This is a genomic window from Salinimicrobium soli (assembly GCF_048323655.1).
Lineage (GTDB): Bacteria > Bacteroidota > Bacteroidia > Flavobacteriales > Flavobacteriaceae > Salinimicrobium > Salinimicrobium soli.
Genome location: NZ_JBLUWW010000006.1, coordinates 215,126 through 231,586, shown reverse-complemented (window position 1 = coordinate 231,586; position 16,461 = coordinate 215,126). Strand labels below are relative to the sequence as shown.

Below are 16,461 nucleotides of genomic sequence, written 5' to 3'. Positions count from 1 at the left end.
TGGAGTGATTATTCATTATAATCAAGGGTGTCGTGCCCGCCATCCCGTAAATACTTTTCTTTTTCAAAAAGTTTCAAATCGGCCTCCACCATTTCTTTTACCAGCTCGGGGAGTGTATATTTTGGACACCAGTTAAGCTGTTCTTTACATTTGGTAGCATCCCCTATCAGTAACTCCACTTCAGTTGGCCTGTGATATTCCGGATCTATTTTAACTACTTCCTTCCCTGGTTCAACCTGGAACTTCGGATTGGAACAGGAAACCACCACCCCGGCTTCTTCCAGCCCTGTTCCCTTGAATTCAAGTTCAATCCCAAGTTCGAAAAATGCCATTAAAACCAGCTCTCTCACTGAGGTGGTAACCCCGGTGGCGATGACGTAATCATCTGGTTGATCTTGTTGCAACATGAGCCACATGGCCTGCACATAGTCTTTAGCGTGCCCCCAGTCCCGTTTGGCATCAAGATTTCCTAAAAAGAGACAGTCTTGCATTCCAAGTGAAATTCTTGCCACAGCCCTGGTGATTTTCCTTGTCACAAAAGTTTCTCCTCTATTTGGAGATTCATGATTAAAAAGAATACCATTACAGGCAAACATATTATAGGCCTCCCGGTAATTTACGGTGATCCAGTACGCATACAATTTTGCAACGCCATAAGGGCTTCTTGGGTAAAAAGGCGTTTTTTCATTTTGAGGCACTTCCTGCACCAGACCGTAAAGCTCCGAAGTAGAAGCCTGATAGATCTTAGTTTTTCCTGTTAGGCCCAGCAGGCGAACTGCTTCCAGTATCCTAAGGGTTCCCAATCCGTCCACATTTCCGGTATATTCAGGAGTTTCAAAACTCACTTTCACATGAGACATCGCCCCCAGATTATAGATCTCATCGGGTTGTACTTCCTGAATGATCCGGGTAAGATTCATAGAGTCGCTCAGGTCACCATAATGAAGCTTAAAACGAATGTCTTTTTCATGAGGATCCTGGTATAGATGGTCTACCCTGACGGTGTTAAAAGAGGAACTTCTTCGTTTGATACCATGAACCTCATAACCTTTCTCCAGCAAAAGTTCAGCCAGGTAAGCTCCGTCCTGCCCTGTTATTCCCGTTACAAGTGCTTTTTTCATAGGATCTTCTTCAAAATAGTATAGATATTATCTCTAAAGAGATTATTTACTTTTTCATTAAAGCTAACCGGTTCATTTAAATCACTTTTATACAAATAGTGAGAAAAGACAAATGACTTTGAGGAATATTGCGGAGCCATAATATAGTTTCCATATTCACTCAAGAATTTCTCACCAAGAAAATCAGCATAACCATGAAGAAATTTTTGTTGAATATTATTTAATTCGATCAAGTCCGATTTCCGTTTGGCTGCAGTATATCCCAGCTCCGAATTAAGAAAGGGATCACCATACTTTCCTTGGACCTTTCTATTATTCTGTACTTTCAGGAAATCTTTGTCGAAGGGAGTTCCTAACCAGCGATATAATTTTTCAACTTCAATTTCAGTATTGTTTATCAGTTTTTCGTAAGAAAGGAAATAGATTGTTGGTTTTCCAGCATGTTTATCTTCAAAAGATTTAATTGCGAAAGGTCCATGCAACAAATCTCTTTTGAAGATAAGCATCCTTTCCAAGGTGTCAACATTCCAAGTCTTAAAAATAGATTCTGCTACCTTTACAGGATTCCTTTTTAAAATCAGCATTTTACTATTGGGAAATAATTCCCTTATTTCTTCAAGTATTTCCCAATATCGCGGTGTCTTATCGATTATATATTTATGACCTTTTAACATTGGAGAATACAGATTTAGAAGATACTCCTTTTTTAAGTTTTCGAATTCGAAATCGGGATACATTGACCGATAGTGATCAAATGCATCAACCGCGAACTGGTTATTAACTTCGGTTTGTACCAGTGAAGGTTTAATTTGATTGAGATAGTTTAATAGAATCCAGGGCTCACTACAGGTGTTCACCTCATCGTTATTAGAAAGAAGACTTTGAAGATAAGTAGATCCGCTGCGTGGCAGGGAAACAATAAAAACAAGGTTTTCCTCTTTCAAATTAGAATCGCTTTAAAATTTCTTTAATTTTTTGTGTTGCCTTAGCTTTCTTAACTGGTGTTTCAAAAGGTAAATTACTTTTCTCCTCACCTAAATCTAATAATAATTTATTAAGTCTTAATTTTACTTTATACTGCTCAGTTCTATCCAATTGGTCTATATCTTCCCGATACTTACTAAAAATGTAATGAAATGATTCCCGATGTTTTTCTTTTGGACTTCTGGACAATCCGTGATCACTTATTCTTATTTTCGCGGTAGGTTCTAAGGAATAACTTGGAATTGATGTTTTAGAAAGTCTAATTCTTAAATCATAATCTTCGTATAAATTTAAATTTTCATCATGAAAACCTATTTTTTTCAATAAAGAGTATCTTATCAATTCCATTCGAAATAGACTGCATCGCGGAAATTCCCTCATTAAGGTTTTTAGAAAAAAATGTTTCTGATCTAAAATATCCAAATTGTCGCTCGCCCATATCCACTTCACATCATTTAGATCTTGTGAGGATACATACATATTGTTAGAGAAAGAAAAATCGCATTTAGATTTTTGAATTAAAGTGGATTCTATTTCTAGTTTATGTGGTAAATAAATATCATCACCATCCAGATATGTGACAAATTCTCCAGTAACCTGATTTAAAGCACTTTTTCTTACGTCAGCTATTCCCCTGTTTTTGGTATGAAAAATCGGTTTTATCAATTGATGATTACTGGCATATTGGCGAATAAGTTCCTGAGACCCATCAGAAGAACAATCATCTACAATTATTATCTCATATGGTTTAAGGCTTTGAGAAAGTACACTATCTATAGCTTCTTTTAAATAATGTCTTTGGTTATAAGAGGTTATGTAAATGGATATTTTCATTGTATCTAAAGTTTATAACCATATTGCTGAGCCAATTGTTCTGTATACTTTTTCAACTCCTGCTTATTTTCTGCCGTCCACTCTGTATATTGGGGAAAATCCTGTCGTTTAAACATATTTGGAGGTTCGTTTTCAGAAATTAACACCTTATTTGTCCTGATTCCCATTTCCTTTTTCAAATTACTGCCAAAGTCAGTTACTCCAACATACTTCAATAGATCCTTGAACTTTCTTTTCTTTTGGGTTATTTCTTCCAGCTTAAATGTCATGAAATTATTTTCATTGTCACTTTTGAATTCTTCTATGAACTCATGGGTACTTTTCCACACCCAAGCTAATTTCTGCAGTTGTGACAGGCTATTCCATTCAGCCTCATCCTTCATCTTAATCCTACCCTCTTCCCATATAGAGTCATTCTTATGCCACCCTTTAAGAATGGCACTTCTTACAAAATCTCCCGGATGTCTTAATAAATGAATAAATTTCGCATTTGGAAACAATTCTAAAATTTGTCTACAGAAAAACACTAGACACTGGTTTGTCTCTACATATACTTTATTTTGCACATAGGCCTCCAGGATCAATTCCACACGGGCTGCCTTGAATACTTCACCAAGAATTTCATTTTCTTTTTGATTATGGTAAGCGAAATTAGGGTACATCAACAAATTAGGCCTAGCTTCATGATAACTGACGATATTTGAACAAGGTTCCAATATCTTATTTAGAAATGCAGAACCCGATCTTCCTGTATTCAAAATAAAAACAGGCTGATATGAGGATTGAAAATGTAATAAACAGTCTTTGCTAACGTGATGAATATGACTAAATCTATTCATAAGAAGATCTACCGTTTTTGAAAAAAGATTTGAAAAATTTTTTTCCTAAAGCTCCTTCGCCTTTTTTGAGGGTTGGAAATGCCTCGCTCAAGATTCCCCCGACATCAATGTTTTTATTTCCGAGCCGGTTCTTTAATAGATCAAATTCTAATTTATTGAATTTTTCAAATTCACTATTGGATTTGTTTTTCCATACCTGATCATTCCCAATGTGAAAAGAAAGGTGCAAACCATTAATCTCTTGAAAGGATCTTGAATATAATTTCAGATTTAAATATAAGGCTAAACCTACACTTGCTGCGCCAATGCAAATATTTCCTAAATCAAAATTCGAATAAAGTTCTCTTTTAAATACGAAACAATCATAGCCAGGATGTGGCTCACCGTAATCTGCATAAGCTTCGCTAAGAGTTCTTATTGAATAATGTCTAGAAATTGTTCTACGGTTGATTATAAAAGAGTCATGCCCCTCTTCTATCTTTTGGTTTATAAAACTATAGAAATGCGGCTGAACAGCTATATCAACATTGGTATAAATTAAATAATCAGCAGTAGGATCAAAACTAAACCCTCGATCCAAAATATCTTTGAGTAATGGCAATTTTCTTTGTTTTTGAAAATTTCCAAAATCCAATACAGAACGATCAAGGTCCATTGTTTTCGAAAAAAAAAATGGTATTACCACGTGGTCCTCGGGGTACTGAGTAGTCACTAAATTCACCTCAATTTCTTTCCCAGCAAATTGTTTCGCTCTACTCATTGATTCAAATGTAACCGGCTGAGCCACAAAAAGATCAGAAGACTCAGGAACCTTAACTGGATTTATGATATGAGTAATTTTCATAGATTCGCTATTAAAGCTTCTAAATATCTTTATACCAAATTTCCGAAAGTTCTATAGTTTTATTATTCGTGTTGTCTTTATCCAAAGGATGAGGTAAGGTTGCTAATCTTTTATTTTGTTCTAGTTTATCATTTCTGTAAAAGGTAAACTCTAACAGCCGAGGAACTTTCATTCCAAAAACATCATATTCTCCCCTACAATTATTAGGATGAATATGTACACACGTATGATTTTTTAAAATTTTATTAAAGGCAGCTAAAGCATTTTTAAAAAATTGGTCTTCCTTAAGTTTATCAAGATGATGAAATTCTACAACAATAATTCTAAATTTTTGCAGCAATTTTGAGTCAACACTCTTAAAAATTTCATACTCGTGCCCTTCAACATCCATTTGTAAGATAAATTCATCATCGTCCTTAAAACCTTGTGTATATATCCAATCTTCAAATTTTACAAAATCCTTTTTATTTTGATCTCCTATATATTTATCGATAAAATAAATATTCTTGTTGTTGTATTCTGGCTTTTTGACAGAAGCATCAGCCATAAATACTTTCATTCCTTTTTCGGCGCATTCTTTTTCAAATTCAATTACTGGCCCAACTCCAGGAGAAAAACAAGCCTTTATCCCTGATAGATCATTTGGCACTAAATATCCTCCATCTCCATCTCCTCCTACCCTAACCAACCTATGGGTAGTGACAACAGGTCTGAGTGATTTTATGAGATTGTAAACATTAGATTTATTGGCTTTTGATCCAAACAGACCTAAACTCGCTAGAATTTTTTTTTTCATTTTTTTACTTAAAGTCATCGACATATCTAATTAGGTCTAACAATGTTTTCATATCTAACTTTCATTTAATGTTTGCCAGTAATATTCTAATTTATCTTTTCTTGTAGAACCTTTTCCTCATATTCCGTTTTTAAAAGGAAGGGGGGCCAAAATTGATTTTTATAAATGACTTGAAAAGTTAAAACTCCATTAATGCGTAAAATAGGTGCCTTGGTTTCCTCTTCAGAAATCCCCAGGGATAATGTATATAAACCCTTCGAAAGCTGAAGATTATGGTGGGATACTTGAAATTCTAAGATCTCTCCACTTTGCAGTGTTTTTGAATCTTTATTACAATTAGGCTTTAAAAGAGCTACTGGCCTTTGCTCCTTATCATAGATATATATAATTAATATCGGACTAAATATCTCACTAACTATTTTAAACCGTAAAAACAACCTTAACGAGGAGTCCCATTCAAGTTGTGCTATATTATGGTTATAATTTTTAGCTTCTAAAATTTCTATTTTTTCCAATTCAATTCTATCATCTGTTTTTGCAATTTGAAGTTCATTTTCAGCAAATCGAGAATAATAAAGATCTATTCCATTTGCAACTTCATTACTTTGGAAAATGGCTCTTCCCTGTTCCATCAAAATAATTATATCACATAGTCTTGATACTTGGGGCATACTATGAGATACATAAACTACTGCAGTTTTCGGTAAAATCCGATCAATAGTTTTGAAACATTTTAACACAAAGCCTATATCTCCCACTGCCAGAACTTCATCAATAATCAAAACATCTGGTTCCATTTGGGCCGCAATAGCAAAGCCCAATCTTACCTTCATTCCACTGCTGTAATGCTGCACGGGCATATCGATGAAAGCCCGTATTTCAGCAAAATCAATAATTTCCTCAACCTTTTCGTCGATCTCCTTTCGGGTAAAACCTAGTATCGCACCATTATTATATATGTTTTCCCTGCCGGTAAGGATCGGGTTAAAACCAGCACCCAGTTCAATAAGCGCACCCACTTTGCCTTTTATGGTAACTTTACCAGTATCGGGTTTTATAAGCCCATTCAGTATTTTGAGTAAAGTAGATTTCCCGGCTCCGTTATGTCCTATCAGGCCAAGGCATTCTCCTCTTCGAAGTTCGAAAGAAATATCCTTAACTGCCCAGAATTCCTTTTCCCGTAAAAGGCGTTCTTCCTTATTCCCGCTTACGTTAGAGAATAGGTCTTTTATACCATACCATAGACTGGTTTTTAAATCCTTACAAAACTTCTTAGAGACCCCTTCAGCCTTTACCAGTATTTCATCCTTTAGCACAGTCGACATGTTTATCGTTCAATTATAATTGGGATGGAAATTCTATAAAAAACGATTCCTAATATGAATAAAGGAATACAGACAAGCATAATTATTAGAAAATAAACTCCAAATTGGGGGATCATACCAGTAATTAAATCACGTCCCGTTCCAATTATCGCACTAAGCGGATTTACCTCCATAATAGTTTTCATAATACCCGAAGAAGGGATTGGATATACCACCGGGGTTATATACATCAAAAAGCTGGTAGCAAAACCAATAATCTTACCTACGTCCTTATACAACATACTAAAGGGCGTTATAAACAAACCTATGGTAACTCCAAAGAGTATGGCTCCAAAGATGAAGAATGGCAGTAGTAATAATGACCAGTGAAATCCAACTCCAAATAGAAAGACAAAGACGACCAGTAATAGGACCTTGACGGAAGAATTAAATAGTAGTTTGTAAATTCCTGAGATCACCAGTGCCTCTTTTGGAAAATTTATTTTAGTCAATATACCTTTGGCCATTTGAGTATTCAAAGTCGGAAGGTTAATAGCCTCGGTTAAGATAGACCAAAGTAACGTACCAGTAAAGGCAAATAAGGGATAAGGCACCCCCGCATCTGTCACATTTACTGTACCGGTCAAATTTAAAACAATCCAAACCGCTGCAGTAGCTAAAGGAGTGATAAATGCCCATATAATTCCTAGGTAAGACTGACGATACTGAGCCTTAATGTCCCTTTCGGCCAATTGGCGGGATAAAAAGCGGGAACTCCAAATATCTTTTAGACTCTCCTTAAAATGTTTACCAATATTTTGGGTGCTCTCCCTTTGATAAATTCTGGTTTCCAACTGTGGATTCAATTAAAATATCTTTAAGCCCGAAAAATAAGAATTATAGTTTGTAATTAGGTTATACTATATAGGATTTCACATTTCAGTTTTCGGCTTAATTTCTATCTTTAATTTATCTTTTAGTGCTTAATCCCGATTCCTAATTCTACCTGATTTTGTTCCTTCGCGGATTAATAAAGTATTTTAACCGCTTCTTGATCAGGTAATACAAGTGAGTCCTGGATAAGAACCTCCAATACTCATCCAGTAAGATCTTTTGATATAATTTAAACTCTGCAAAATGGAATTCTGCCTCGAGCCTGGATGCCTGTTTTTCATGCAATCTAAAACCTACTAGTTCTTTATTAACAATCAAAATTCTTGACCTGGTGAGGACTCTGTAATAGAATTCTATATCAAGAACTATTTTTAGATCTTCTCTGAAGTTTCCTATCTCATCAATCAATTGTTTTTCAAATAGCACTGCAGTTGGTTCTCCTATTCGATTATAAGGATCTTTAAAAAAGTTTCGGTCTTTTAAAATTGAAGAATTAAGAATGATTTCTTTTTCTTCTGAACCTCGAAGGCCTTTTTGAAGATCTCCATAGCGTTCTTTCCATTTTTCCTGCCAGGATATACTGCCATCAGATAAAATTTTTCTTTTACACCCAACCAGCCTAATTTCATCATGCTCCTCAAACACCTCAAGCATTTCCTCTATGCACCCCGGTAACAATAGATCATCCTGAAATAGGAATTTAATATACTCCCCATTAGATTTGGAAATACAATGATTCCAATTTGCTCCAATTCCGGCAGATTTATGTTTATAAATGTAAACCGGAAAATTCGATTCTTTCTGGTATTTTTTGCAAATAGCCAAACTAGAATCACCTGAACCATCATCACTAATGATAACCTCTATATATGGATAAGTTTGTACTTCAATGGAATCAAGGGCTTCCTGAAGGAATTTCTCTCCATTAAATACCGGTATACATATAGACACAAGGCTAGTGTTCATAAAAGCTATTATTTATTTCATAAGGAACCTTAGGGCATATTTCCATGTGAATTTCCCCATTCCCATTTTACCAATATATCTTAGCTTGGTGATACTTGAAATTTTTTCCTTAAGTAAGCGCGTATACCAGAATATTCTAATCCTTATTTTTTCTTCCGTGGTTGGCTTATCAAAATCGTAATTCCCTTTATGAAATTTTAAATTTCTCCTTATCCAATCTTCCCCAAAATTACCAAGCGAAAAATGCTGCAGCCTGATGGCTGGCAGCACCAAATTTTGGTAATGCTGACCTACGCGAATACTGAAATCCAGATCATAAAAATGAAAACCCCCTAATTTTTCGTCAAATTTAATTTCATACCATACAGACTTACGAACTGCCATAAAAACACCATCCAAAGTTCTCACTTTAATTGGATCCTTCACGTGGGAATTTTGAATTCCCTTCTTAGGGCTATGAGTTACATAAACATGTCGATACTTTGGAATTCCTGTCTCACAACCGGTTGGTAGCCAGAATTTTTTTTCATTCCCAGCTACTCCTACCACCCCTATACTTTTATCAGTCAAAACCCGTATAATCTCCTTTCCCCAGTTATTACTTAAAAACAGAATATCCTCGTGTAAGAAAAGCAGATATTCAAATTTCGATTTTCTGGCACCGCAATTATAGGCAGAGTTTAAGCTTATCAAACCAGGGTTATGAATTTTAATGATCTCATACTTTATTTCTCCAATCGTATCCTGAATATTAGATTGAAGCTGTTCAAAGTAATTTGGCCTGTAAGAAGAGATTATAATAGAGATCATTAACCTTACCTAATAATTTCATTTTTAGAATTCACTCTTTCAAACTGAATTAGTGATTTACTAATAATCTGTAATCCAGGATTACTTATCACGATAACCAAATATATTTAACTGTAGGTCCATTTCAACATTTAAATCTTTATCGATAAACGGAAACTGCCGCGTAAAAGCCTCTTTTATATGATATCTAAAACCTGCCATATGGAGAATCATTAAAATCCTGTGAAGATTCTGTTCTTTCGCATTAAAACTATGATATTCAATGAAAATTTTTTCAACATTTTTTAATTCATCCTTACAGTCATCGATCACTTCAGATTCTGCGCCTTCAATATCAATTTTCAAAAAATCAATCTTTTTATTTTTTAACCAATTTTTTAAACGCGTTGCCTTTACGGTCTTAATATTCTTTTCTTTTCCTAGAACCTCAAGTCTCCCCCCTGCTCCTCCCTCAGCAAAAAATGAAAGTTCCTCCTCCTTATTCCATACTGCATTATTTACTAGCTCTACATCATTATACTGGAAGGATTTAATATTCTTCTCAAGAAAGGAAAATATGTAATCATCGGCTTCAAAAGCTGTAATCGAGGCCTTGGGATACAGTTTTTTGAAATAAATAATACTCATCCCTAAATTCGCTCCACAATCAATTATGTAGGGCTCATCATTTTCTGCCTGAAACTTATAAACACCCCAATGGAAGATCTCCTTTTTACCTAAATAAAAAGAGGATATATCGTGGATATAAAAAGGTTTACCCATAAAAACCATTTCCGTTGGAGTGAATCTTGGAAAAGGCTTTTCGTAAGTTTTACCTGATTTTAATCCTAAACGAACAAGAGATCTAACCAGTATTTTTTTTAATTTCATTTAATAATTATCATTTAAGCTCAAAACCCTGCAATTTTTTCGAAAAGATTCTTCTGGCGGTATACAAGCTACCGTTTAAAAGTCGTTTTGGACAAATGATTATAAGGTCCAGAAACATTTTCAAATAACCCCAAATTTTTTGTTCTCTTAAATATGACATAGCAAGCGATAATTTATGGTCTATTAAACTATTTCTGATCTCCTTTTGAAAAAACTGAAAGTTAGAATCTTTTTGAACACACTCTAAGATTCCCAAATTTACTTTGACCACTTCGCTTTGAATTTCCTTTAATTTTCCAGAAACTCCAATTTTCATTCTGTAAACTGCTGTTTCATCTTCCAATCTTGCGATTTTTTCGCCTTTTCGAGAAGTCCATAAATAAAGGGGCCAATCTCCATATGGAAATTTTTCAATCCAATTTGGAAAATCGGTTGAATCAGTCTTATTCCGGAACATCACGGTTGCAGAGCAAATATAATTTTGCCTGACTATATTTCTAAAATCTGTAGTAACAGGCATTGCAGAATAATTTTTAGATATTATCCTGCCATCAGGATAAAGTTTTTTGAAACCAGTAAAAACGGTTGAATGAGATGGGTAGGCCTCCATAAAATCTACTTGTTTTTGAAGTTTATAGGGATCTGTCCAGTAATCGTCTCCGTCAAGAATTGCTACATATTTACCATCACATTCTTTATAGGTTCTAATAAAATTTTGAATAAGGCCAAGGTTCTTTCCTGAGGATAACAATTTTATCTTATCATGAAATTTCTCAGCATATTTCTTACAAATTTCACCTGTTGCATCCGTGCTCGCATCCTCACCAATAACCAATTGATAGGAAAAATTTGTCTTTTGCATCAGAACACTTTCAATAGTTTGACTAATGAATTTTTCCTGGTTATAGGTGAGCATAAATATGCTTACACATATATTCATAGGTAAAATTTTTAAAGATCCTAAAAGTAAGTATAAAATATTAGCCTAGTAAATATGTTTCAAGACTAGGAGGGAATAGGCATTTAATTATATTTGAACCAATAGAATTTATATTGAAGAACAAAAAAATTTTCATTTTACTTCCAGATGGAGTTGGGCTCAGAAATTTCGCCTTTACCTCTTTTGTTACTATTGGTGAGAAAATGGGATGGGAAGTGGTTTTTTGGAATCAAACACCCTTCGATCTAAAACATCTCGATTATAAAGAGATCAAACTGGAAGGAAAGGTCAGGCCTTCAACTGATATTTTAAAAAAAGCTAAGATAACAGCCGAACTTGATCATTTTACTAAAAAATTAAATGATCCCATTTATCAGCTATACAAGTTTCCGGATTCCAAATCTGGTCTCAAATCCAGAGTCAAATCCGGATTGGTAGATTTTCTCGTAAAAACCCACACTTCAGAAAAAGGTCTTCAACGGCTTAGAAAAAAGATGAAGGTTTCAGAAAGAAAAGGAAGTTTTTACGCCAACTGTAAAAAACTTTTAGAACAGGAAAATCCGGATCTGATCTTATGCACAAACCAACGTCCCGTTAATGCAATTGCTCCTCTTACAGCTGCACAGGACCTGGGAATCCCAACCGCCAGCTTTATATTTTCATGGGATAACCTACCCAAAGCTACTATGGTTGTGGAAACTGATTACTATTTCGTGTGGAGTGAACATATGCAGAAGGAAATGATCACCTATTATCCTAAACTTCGAAAAGAACAGATTTTTGTTACAGGAAGTCCCCAGTTCGAACCGCATTTTGACAAAAGGCTCCTAAAGACCAGAGAAGAGTTTTTTAATGAATACGGGCTGGACATTACAAAAGAGTACATCTGTTTTAGTGGAGATGATATTACAACTTCTCCAAATGATCCGGAGTATTTAAATGATATTGCAGAAGCAGTTACAAAACTAAATCATGAAGGGCACAAACTCGGTGTCCTATTCAGAAGATGCCCAACTGATTTTTCCAATAGATATGGCAATGTTTTGAGGAGGCATTCAAAACTAATTGTACCCATAAAACCAAAATGGGAGAAGTTAGGAGGTGAATGGAATACTGTTTTACCAACACAAGAGGATGTTCAGTTACAAATTAATACGATTGCACATTCTCGAGCAGTAGTCAACGTGGGATCCTCTATGGTTTTTGATTTTTCCATTTTCAACAAACCCTGCCTCTACCTTAACTATATAGTAGACCAAAACCAGGTTAAGAACTGGAATCCGCAAAAAGTTTATAGCTTCGTACATTTCAGATCTATGCCTTCTATAAATTCGGTAATTTGGTTGAACAGTAAAGAAGAAATACCCTCCAAAATTACCGAAGCCTTGACCAAAGGAAAAGATTACGCAATTTGGGCTAATTCCTGGTTTAAAATAATAAATACAACTCCACCAAATGAGGCTTCTATTCGGATTTGGAATAAAATTAATGAGCTATAATGGATCAAGACCAAAAGATCATCTTTCTGAATTCATATCTTCCCAGAACTGGACATAATTTTGCAGCTGAAGTTTTAAAGATCTTTACTGATCATGAAGTACTGCCGCATAACAGAAGTGAAACACGTTTATCTACAATTTTAGATCAATATTTCAAGTTCAGGAATCAAAAGGTACGACATCATACAGACCAGCATTTTTTGAATGATATCTTTCTTAAAGAGGTCAGAAGCAATATATTAAAAAAATCGACAAGAAGGTATATCATGATCAAAGACACCTCCCTTGTTGGAGTTGATTGGCTACCAATAGTATTTCCAAATGACCACCATATAGTGTTGGTAAGGGATCCTAAAAATGTTTTTCTTTCTTTATTAAAAGGAATGACCTTGAAGAAACATTCAATAAGAAATCGGCTAAAAAAGATCACGAAACCACTTGGAATATATCCTTACACGTACAGTAAAAAATTAAGTCAGTTGGTTTTAAGTCAACTTCCTGATCTTAGTAATCATAAAATAATAAGGTACGAAGCCTTGGTTCAAAAAGAAGAGCAGGTACTCAAAGAACTAAAATCGCAATTCGGCTGCACAAAAAGCATTGGACAGATAAAGGTAGAAATTGATTCAATCCAGGTAATCAATTCTTCTTTTTTCAAAGAGACCGGTGGTAAAAAAATATGGGATTTGAAACCGAGGACTTCCAAATTTGATCCTGTAAATAGAAAATCAGAAAATGTCCTTATTCAAAAGGGAGTTGAATTAGGGAGCAAGAAGCTAAGGAAAAAATTAAATTATATATAGATGCACATAGGCCTTCTAACTCCTGAATATCCTCACCCTCGCAGCAGTCCTGCTGCGGGAATCGGTACCAGCATCAGGAATTTGGCCACCGGCATGGTTGAAAAAGGCATACAGGTTTCCATTTTTATCTATGAACAACAGGAGAATGATATCTTCATGGATGAAGGGTTAAAGATTCATTTAATTAAGCAACAGAAGTTCAGGCTATTTGGTTGGTATCTTTATCGAAAATACCTTCAGAACTACCTGAACAAATACATTGCTGTGGATCATATAGACGCTGTAGAAGTACCTGATTGGACCGGGATCTCAGCTTTTATGAAGCTGCGCTGCCCGCTGGTCCTCAGATTGCACGGAAGTGACACTTACTTCTGTCATCTTGAGAACAGAGTACAAAAAAGAAAGAATTTCTGGTTTGAAAAACTCGCCATGCAGAATGCAGATTACTTGGTCGCAGTCAGTCGGTTTACAGCTGAGAAAACAGCACAACTGTTCGACCTAAAAAAAGAGATTCGGGTGATCCCTAATTCTGTAGACGTGCAAAATTTTGCCCCTAATAACAAAAAGACCAGCCTCGACAGTATACTGTACTTCGGAAGTGTTATAAGAAAAAAAGGAGTGCTGGAACTGCCTGAAATCTTCAACCTGGCGATTCGGGAGAATCCAGAAGCTCAGCTTATCATAGCCGGAAAAGACGTGGTTGACCAAAAAACTGGGAGCTCCACCAGAAAATTAATGGAAGAAAAATTTACTCCCGAGGCAATCCAGAAGGTTGTCTGGTTAGGCGAACTTCCTTACACGCAGATCAGGGAGCAAATTGCAAAAGCAAATGTGGTGGTCCTGCCTTCTTTTGCCGAAGCTTTACCCATGACCTGGATCGAAGCCATGGCCATGGAAAAACCCCTAATCACCTCTAATATTGGCTGGGCAAAGGAAGTCATGACCGATGGCAAGACCGGCTTCACGGTTGATCCTAAAGATCATAATGGTTACGCCGAAAAGGTTCTACAACTGTTGAAAGATCCTGAGCTTGCAACAAAAATGGGAAAAGCAGCAAGAGAAAGAGTCTTGGAGAAGTTTTCTTCAGATGTGGTGGTGAAACAAAATATCCAGTTTTACAATAAATTAGTCAGGGGAAAGAGATTGAAGGACAGGTAATCGTCTTTTAGCTTACTTATTACCATTTTCTTCTTGGTAAACGCTTTTTGTCAAAGGCTGTCTGCAAACAATCAATTGACTTCTGCTAAGAATGCGATTCAAGCCTGAAGGTATTTTCTGCTCTGTTTTTAACGCCCAACGTTTGAACCTGTTTTGTTTTTTGCCCCATTTATACATCCGGCTAAAACGTTCCAGCGTACCGACGGGGTAGATTTTCACTTCCTCAAAAAATTTTCTGCCGACTGTTTCAAAATGTTTGCTGCTGAAAGATCGGTCGGGGTGCGGGTCATATTTTTTCCATTTTCTAAATTTCTTTCGCTGAAATTTTGAAGGCCGGTTGCCAACTGGAATGTACCAACGGACTTCATCCAAAAGTTTAAAATTCACGGCAGGCTCGAAAAAGCGGGCCTCCCCATCTGCTTTTAAAAGCCTGGCGGTTTCTGCCAGAAACTTTTCTTCCAGCGGAATTTCCAGATGATGGAGAAAAGCTTTCCCGATAACATAATCAAATTTGTTCCCCTCCAGGTTATTTTCAATAAAATCACCCGGGATGAATTTTATAGGATGTTGAAATTTATATTGTTCATTGAGCACTTGTATGATCCTACCGCTGGAATCGGCAATATCATTGGCATAGACGTCTGCACCAAGAGCAGCCATTACCGCAGCATTAGTACAATCCCCACAGCCCATTTCCAGCACTTTCTTTCCTGCTAATCTATCCCTGAAATTATTCTTGTAGATGGCAAACCAGCTGGTTTCCGTCGTAGTAGCCGAATTTAGAAAAGCATCAAGGTTATGGATCCAGTGTAAAATGTTCTTCACCTGCTCCTCTTTGTATAGACCCTCGTAATGATCCTTATTTTTCTGTTGATTTTCTATACCCATTAGAAAGGTTTTACTTCCAGTAAGCGGGTTTTTAACTCCTTATGTTTTTCTTTGGAAACTGAAGGAACATGCTTGTCAAACAGGTCTGAAATCTTTCCTTTTGAAAAACCATCTTCTACAAATTCGGCTTCATAATTATTCAATCCTACAGACTCAAGATAATCGGCATATTTTATATCATTTCCGAAGATCTTATCTGACATTTTAACCCATACAGCCGGTATCCCATAGGCATGAGCCACAATTAGACCGTGTAAGGAGGTTGAAAGAACCTTTTCACATTCCAGAATTTCTTTTGTAGTAGCCTCCACATCAAGAGTGAGCAAATCAACTACCCTGACCTCTTCTCTTTCCCCAAATAATTTTAGTGCTTTTTCATGATCCTGATAATGGGGAACTATACCGAATTTATATTTCTTTTCTACCTGCGGGCTGTAATATTCCGGCAACAGAATGGCCGGATCTCCATATACCTCAGGACAATCATAACCCAGTTCTAACAGATGCTGCCTGGTTTTCGGTCCCCGAACTGCTCTAAAGTCAGCCTTCTCAACTTTCTGCTCATGGTCAATAATACCGCTACCCCAAACCACCGAGTCCTTACTGGCATGATGAATAATACTCCCGGCTGCCAAGAGATTGGTTTTATTGATCTTATACCAGGGCTGTTTCTTTGGGTGGACAAATTCCACCTCTTTTCCGCTAATTTTTTCCACCAGGTATTTCGAAAGCAAATCCCCGTAGTTCTCTTTTTCCCTGAAGATAAAGCGCCTTTCGCTCCAGTAAAACAGGGGGATCTTTTTATATTCTATGAACTTGACAGGTCTCTTCAAAGTTTAGGTTTGGTTGACTCAAATGTATTAATAAATTTCTTTTGAGACCGAAGCCTTTAGATGCATGTCCAATGGGAA

At 36.0% G+C, this 16,461-nt stretch carries 17 protein-coding genes; 3 read left to right on the top strand and 14 right to left on the bottom strand.

Annotated features, from left to right (window positions below; all coding sequences use genetic code 11):
- Window positions 1-8: 8 nt before the first annotated feature.
- The 12 genes from gmd to ACNORC_RS14685 all read right to left on the bottom strand — a co-directional run bounded on the left by gmd (window position 9) and on the right by ACNORC_RS14685 (window position 11,202).
- Window positions 9-1,121 (bottom strand): GDP-mannose 4,6-dehydratase, encoded by a 1,113-nt coding sequence (gene gmd / locus ACNORC_RS14740; RefSeq protein ID WP_418336436.1) that lies wholly within the window; start codon window positions 1,119-1,121, stop codon window positions 9-11.
- The gene (locus ACNORC_RS14735) at window positions 1,118-2,065 is read right to left on the bottom strand and encodes a sulfotransferase family protein (protein ID WP_418336435.1); all 948 of its coding nucleotides are present in this window, start codon (window positions 2,063-2,065) and stop codon (window positions 1,118-1,120) included. The genes gmd and ACNORC_RS14735 overlap by 4 nt, the downstream gene beginning before the upstream one ends.
- Window position 2,066: 1 nt before the next feature.
- On the bottom strand, window positions 2,067-2,939 hold the full coding sequence (locus tag ACNORC_RS14730; RefSeq protein WP_418336434.1) for a glycosyltransferase family 2 protein: 873 nt from the start codon (window positions 2,937-2,939) through the stop codon (window positions 2,067-2,069).
- 5 nt (window positions 2,940-2,944) lie between these two features.
- Complete coding sequence (locus ACNORC_RS14725) at window positions 2,945-3,778, bottom strand: sulfotransferase (protein WP_418336433.1); 834 nt, start codon at window positions 3,776-3,778, stop codon at window positions 2,945-2,947.
- Window positions 3,771-4,622, bottom strand: a complete 852-nt coding sequence (locus tag ACNORC_RS14720) for a hypothetical protein (RefSeq protein WP_418336432.1) — start codon at window positions 4,620-4,622, stop codon at window positions 3,771-3,773. Before ACNORC_RS14720 ends, ACNORC_RS14725 begins: the two co-directional genes overlap by 8 nt.
- 19 nt (window positions 4,623-4,641) lie before the next feature.
- Window positions 4,642-5,418: an FkbM family methyltransferase gene (locus ACNORC_RS14715; RefSeq protein ID WP_418336431.1), complete on the bottom strand. Its 777-nt coding sequence runs from the start codon at window positions 5,416-5,418 to the stop codon at window positions 4,642-4,644.
- A gap of 86 nt (window positions 5,419-5,504) precedes the next feature.
- A complete protein-coding gene (locus ACNORC_RS14710) occupies window positions 5,505-6,734 on the bottom strand; it encodes an ABC transporter ATP-binding protein (RefSeq protein ID WP_418336430.1) in 1,230 nt (409 codons plus the stop codon).
- Between the two features lie 11 nt (window positions 6,735-6,745).
- Window positions 6,746-7,576 carry an ABC transporter permease gene (locus tag ACNORC_RS14705; RefSeq protein ID WP_418336429.1) on the bottom strand — a complete coding sequence of 277 codons (831 nt, stop codon included), beginning with the start codon at window positions 7,574-7,576 and terminating at the stop codon, window positions 6,746-6,748.
- Between the two features lie 148 nt (window positions 7,577-7,724).
- Window positions 7,725-8,582: a glycosyltransferase gene (locus tag ACNORC_RS14700; RefSeq protein WP_418336428.1), complete on the bottom strand. Its 858-nt coding sequence runs from the start codon at window positions 8,580-8,582 to the stop codon at window positions 7,725-7,727.
- Window positions 8,583-8,594: 12 nt separating this feature from the next.
- Window positions 8,595-9,392 carry a glycosyltransferase gene (locus ACNORC_RS14695; protein ID WP_418336427.1) on the bottom strand — a complete coding sequence of 266 codons (798 nt, stop codon included), beginning with the start codon at window positions 9,390-9,392 and terminating at the stop codon, window positions 8,595-8,597.
- A gap of 81 nt (window positions 9,393-9,473) precedes the next feature.
- A complete protein-coding gene (locus ACNORC_RS14690) occupies window positions 9,474-10,262 on the bottom strand; it encodes an FkbM family methyltransferase (RefSeq protein WP_418336426.1) in 789 nt (262 codons plus the stop codon).
- A gap of 10 nt (window positions 10,263-10,272) precedes the next feature.
- Window positions 10,273-11,202, bottom strand: coding sequence for a glycosyltransferase (locus tag ACNORC_RS14685; RefSeq protein ID WP_418336425.1), 930 nt, complete (start codon window positions 11,200-11,202; stop codon window positions 10,273-10,275).
- 113 nt (window positions 11,203-11,315) lie between these two features.
- On the opposite strand from ACNORC_RS14685, the gene ACNORC_RS14680 reads away from it, so the two are divergent.
- From ACNORC_RS14680 to ACNORC_RS14670, 3 genes are read left to right on the top strand one after another with little or no spacing between them, the layout of a single operon-like run.
- The gene (locus ACNORC_RS14680; protein ID WP_418336424.1) at window positions 11,316-12,701 is read left to right on the top strand and encodes a glycosyltransferase family protein; all 1,386 of its coding nucleotides are present in this window, start codon (window positions 11,316-11,318) and stop codon (window positions 12,699-12,701) included.
- Window positions 12,701-13,504: a sulfotransferase gene (locus tag ACNORC_RS14675; protein WP_418336423.1), complete on the top strand. Its 804-nt coding sequence runs from the start codon at window positions 12,701-12,703 to the stop codon at window positions 13,502-13,504. Before ACNORC_RS14680 ends, ACNORC_RS14675 begins: the two co-directional genes overlap by 1 nt.
- Entirely contained in the window at window positions 13,505-14,662 is a 1,158-nt protein-coding gene (locus ACNORC_RS14670) for a glycosyltransferase family 4 protein (RefSeq protein WP_418336422.1), read from the top strand.
- A 12-nt stretch (window positions 14,663-14,674) separates the two neighbouring features.
- Here the strand turns inward: ACNORC_RS14670 and ACNORC_RS14665 are convergent, their stop codons facing one another.
- Both ACNORC_RS14665 and ACNORC_RS14660 read right to left on the bottom strand, forming a co-directional pair.
- Window positions 14,675-15,550, bottom strand: coding sequence for a class I SAM-dependent methyltransferase (locus ACNORC_RS14665; RefSeq protein ID WP_418336421.1), 876 nt, complete (start codon window positions 15,548-15,550; stop codon window positions 14,675-14,677).
- Window positions 15,550-16,383 (bottom strand): polysaccharide pyruvyl transferase family protein, encoded by an 834-nt coding sequence (locus ACNORC_RS14660; RefSeq protein ID WP_418336420.1) that lies wholly within the window; start codon window positions 16,381-16,383, stop codon window positions 15,550-15,552. Before ACNORC_RS14660 ends, ACNORC_RS14665 begins: the two co-directional genes overlap by 1 nt.
- Between the last annotated feature and the right edge of the window lie 78 nt (window positions 16,384-16,461).

What these genes read in the sequence shown, in the direction of transcription:
- ACNORC_RS14685 (WP_418336425.1), bottom strand. Translation starts at nt 11,202, where the DNA reads ATGAATATATGTGTAAGCATATTTATGCTCACCTATAACCAGGAAAAA.
- ACNORC_RS14665 (WP_418336421.1), bottom strand. Translation starts at nt 15,550, where the DNA reads ATGGGTATAGAAAATCAACAGAAAAATAAGGATCATTACGAGGGTCTA.
- ACNORC_RS14670 (WP_418336422.1), top strand. Translation starts at nt 13,505, where the DNA reads ATGCACATAGGCCTTCTAACTCCTGAATATCCTCACCCTCGCAGCAGT.
- ACNORC_RS14695 (WP_418336427.1), bottom strand. Translation starts at nt 9,392, where the DNA reads ATGATCTCTATTATAATCTCTTCTTACAGGCCAAATTACTTTGAACAG.
- ACNORC_RS14720 (WP_418336432.1), bottom strand. Translation starts at nt 4,622, where the DNA reads ATGAAAATTACTCATATCATAAATCCAGTTAAGGTTCCTGAGTCTTCT.
- ACNORC_RS14700 (WP_418336428.1), bottom strand. Translation starts at nt 8,582, where the DNA reads ATGAACACTAGCCTTGTGTCTATATGTATACCGGTATTTAATGGAGAG.
- ACNORC_RS14690 (WP_418336426.1), bottom strand. Translation starts at nt 10,262, where the DNA reads ATGAAATTAAAAAAAATACTGGTTAGATCTCTTGTTCGTTTAGGATTA.
- ACNORC_RS14725 (WP_418336433.1), bottom strand. Translation starts at nt 3,778, where the DNA reads ATGAATAGATTTAGTCATATTCATCACGTTAGCAAAGACTGTTTATTA.
- ACNORC_RS14730 (WP_418336434.1), bottom strand. Translation starts at nt 2,939, where the DNA reads ATGAAAATATCCATTTACATAACCTCTTATAACCAAAGACATTATTTA.
- ACNORC_RS14675 (WP_418336423.1), top strand. Translation starts at nt 12,701, where the DNA reads ATGGATCAAGACCAAAAGATCATCTTTCTGAATTCATATCTTCCCAGA.
- gmd (WP_418336436.1), bottom strand. Translation starts at nt 1,121, where the DNA reads ATGAAAAAAGCACTTGTAACGGGAATAACAGGGCAGGACGGAGCTTAC.
- ACNORC_RS14715 (WP_418336431.1), bottom strand. Translation starts at nt 5,418, where the DNA reads ATGAAAAAAAAAATTCTAGCGAGTTTAGGTCTGTTTGGATCAAAAGCC.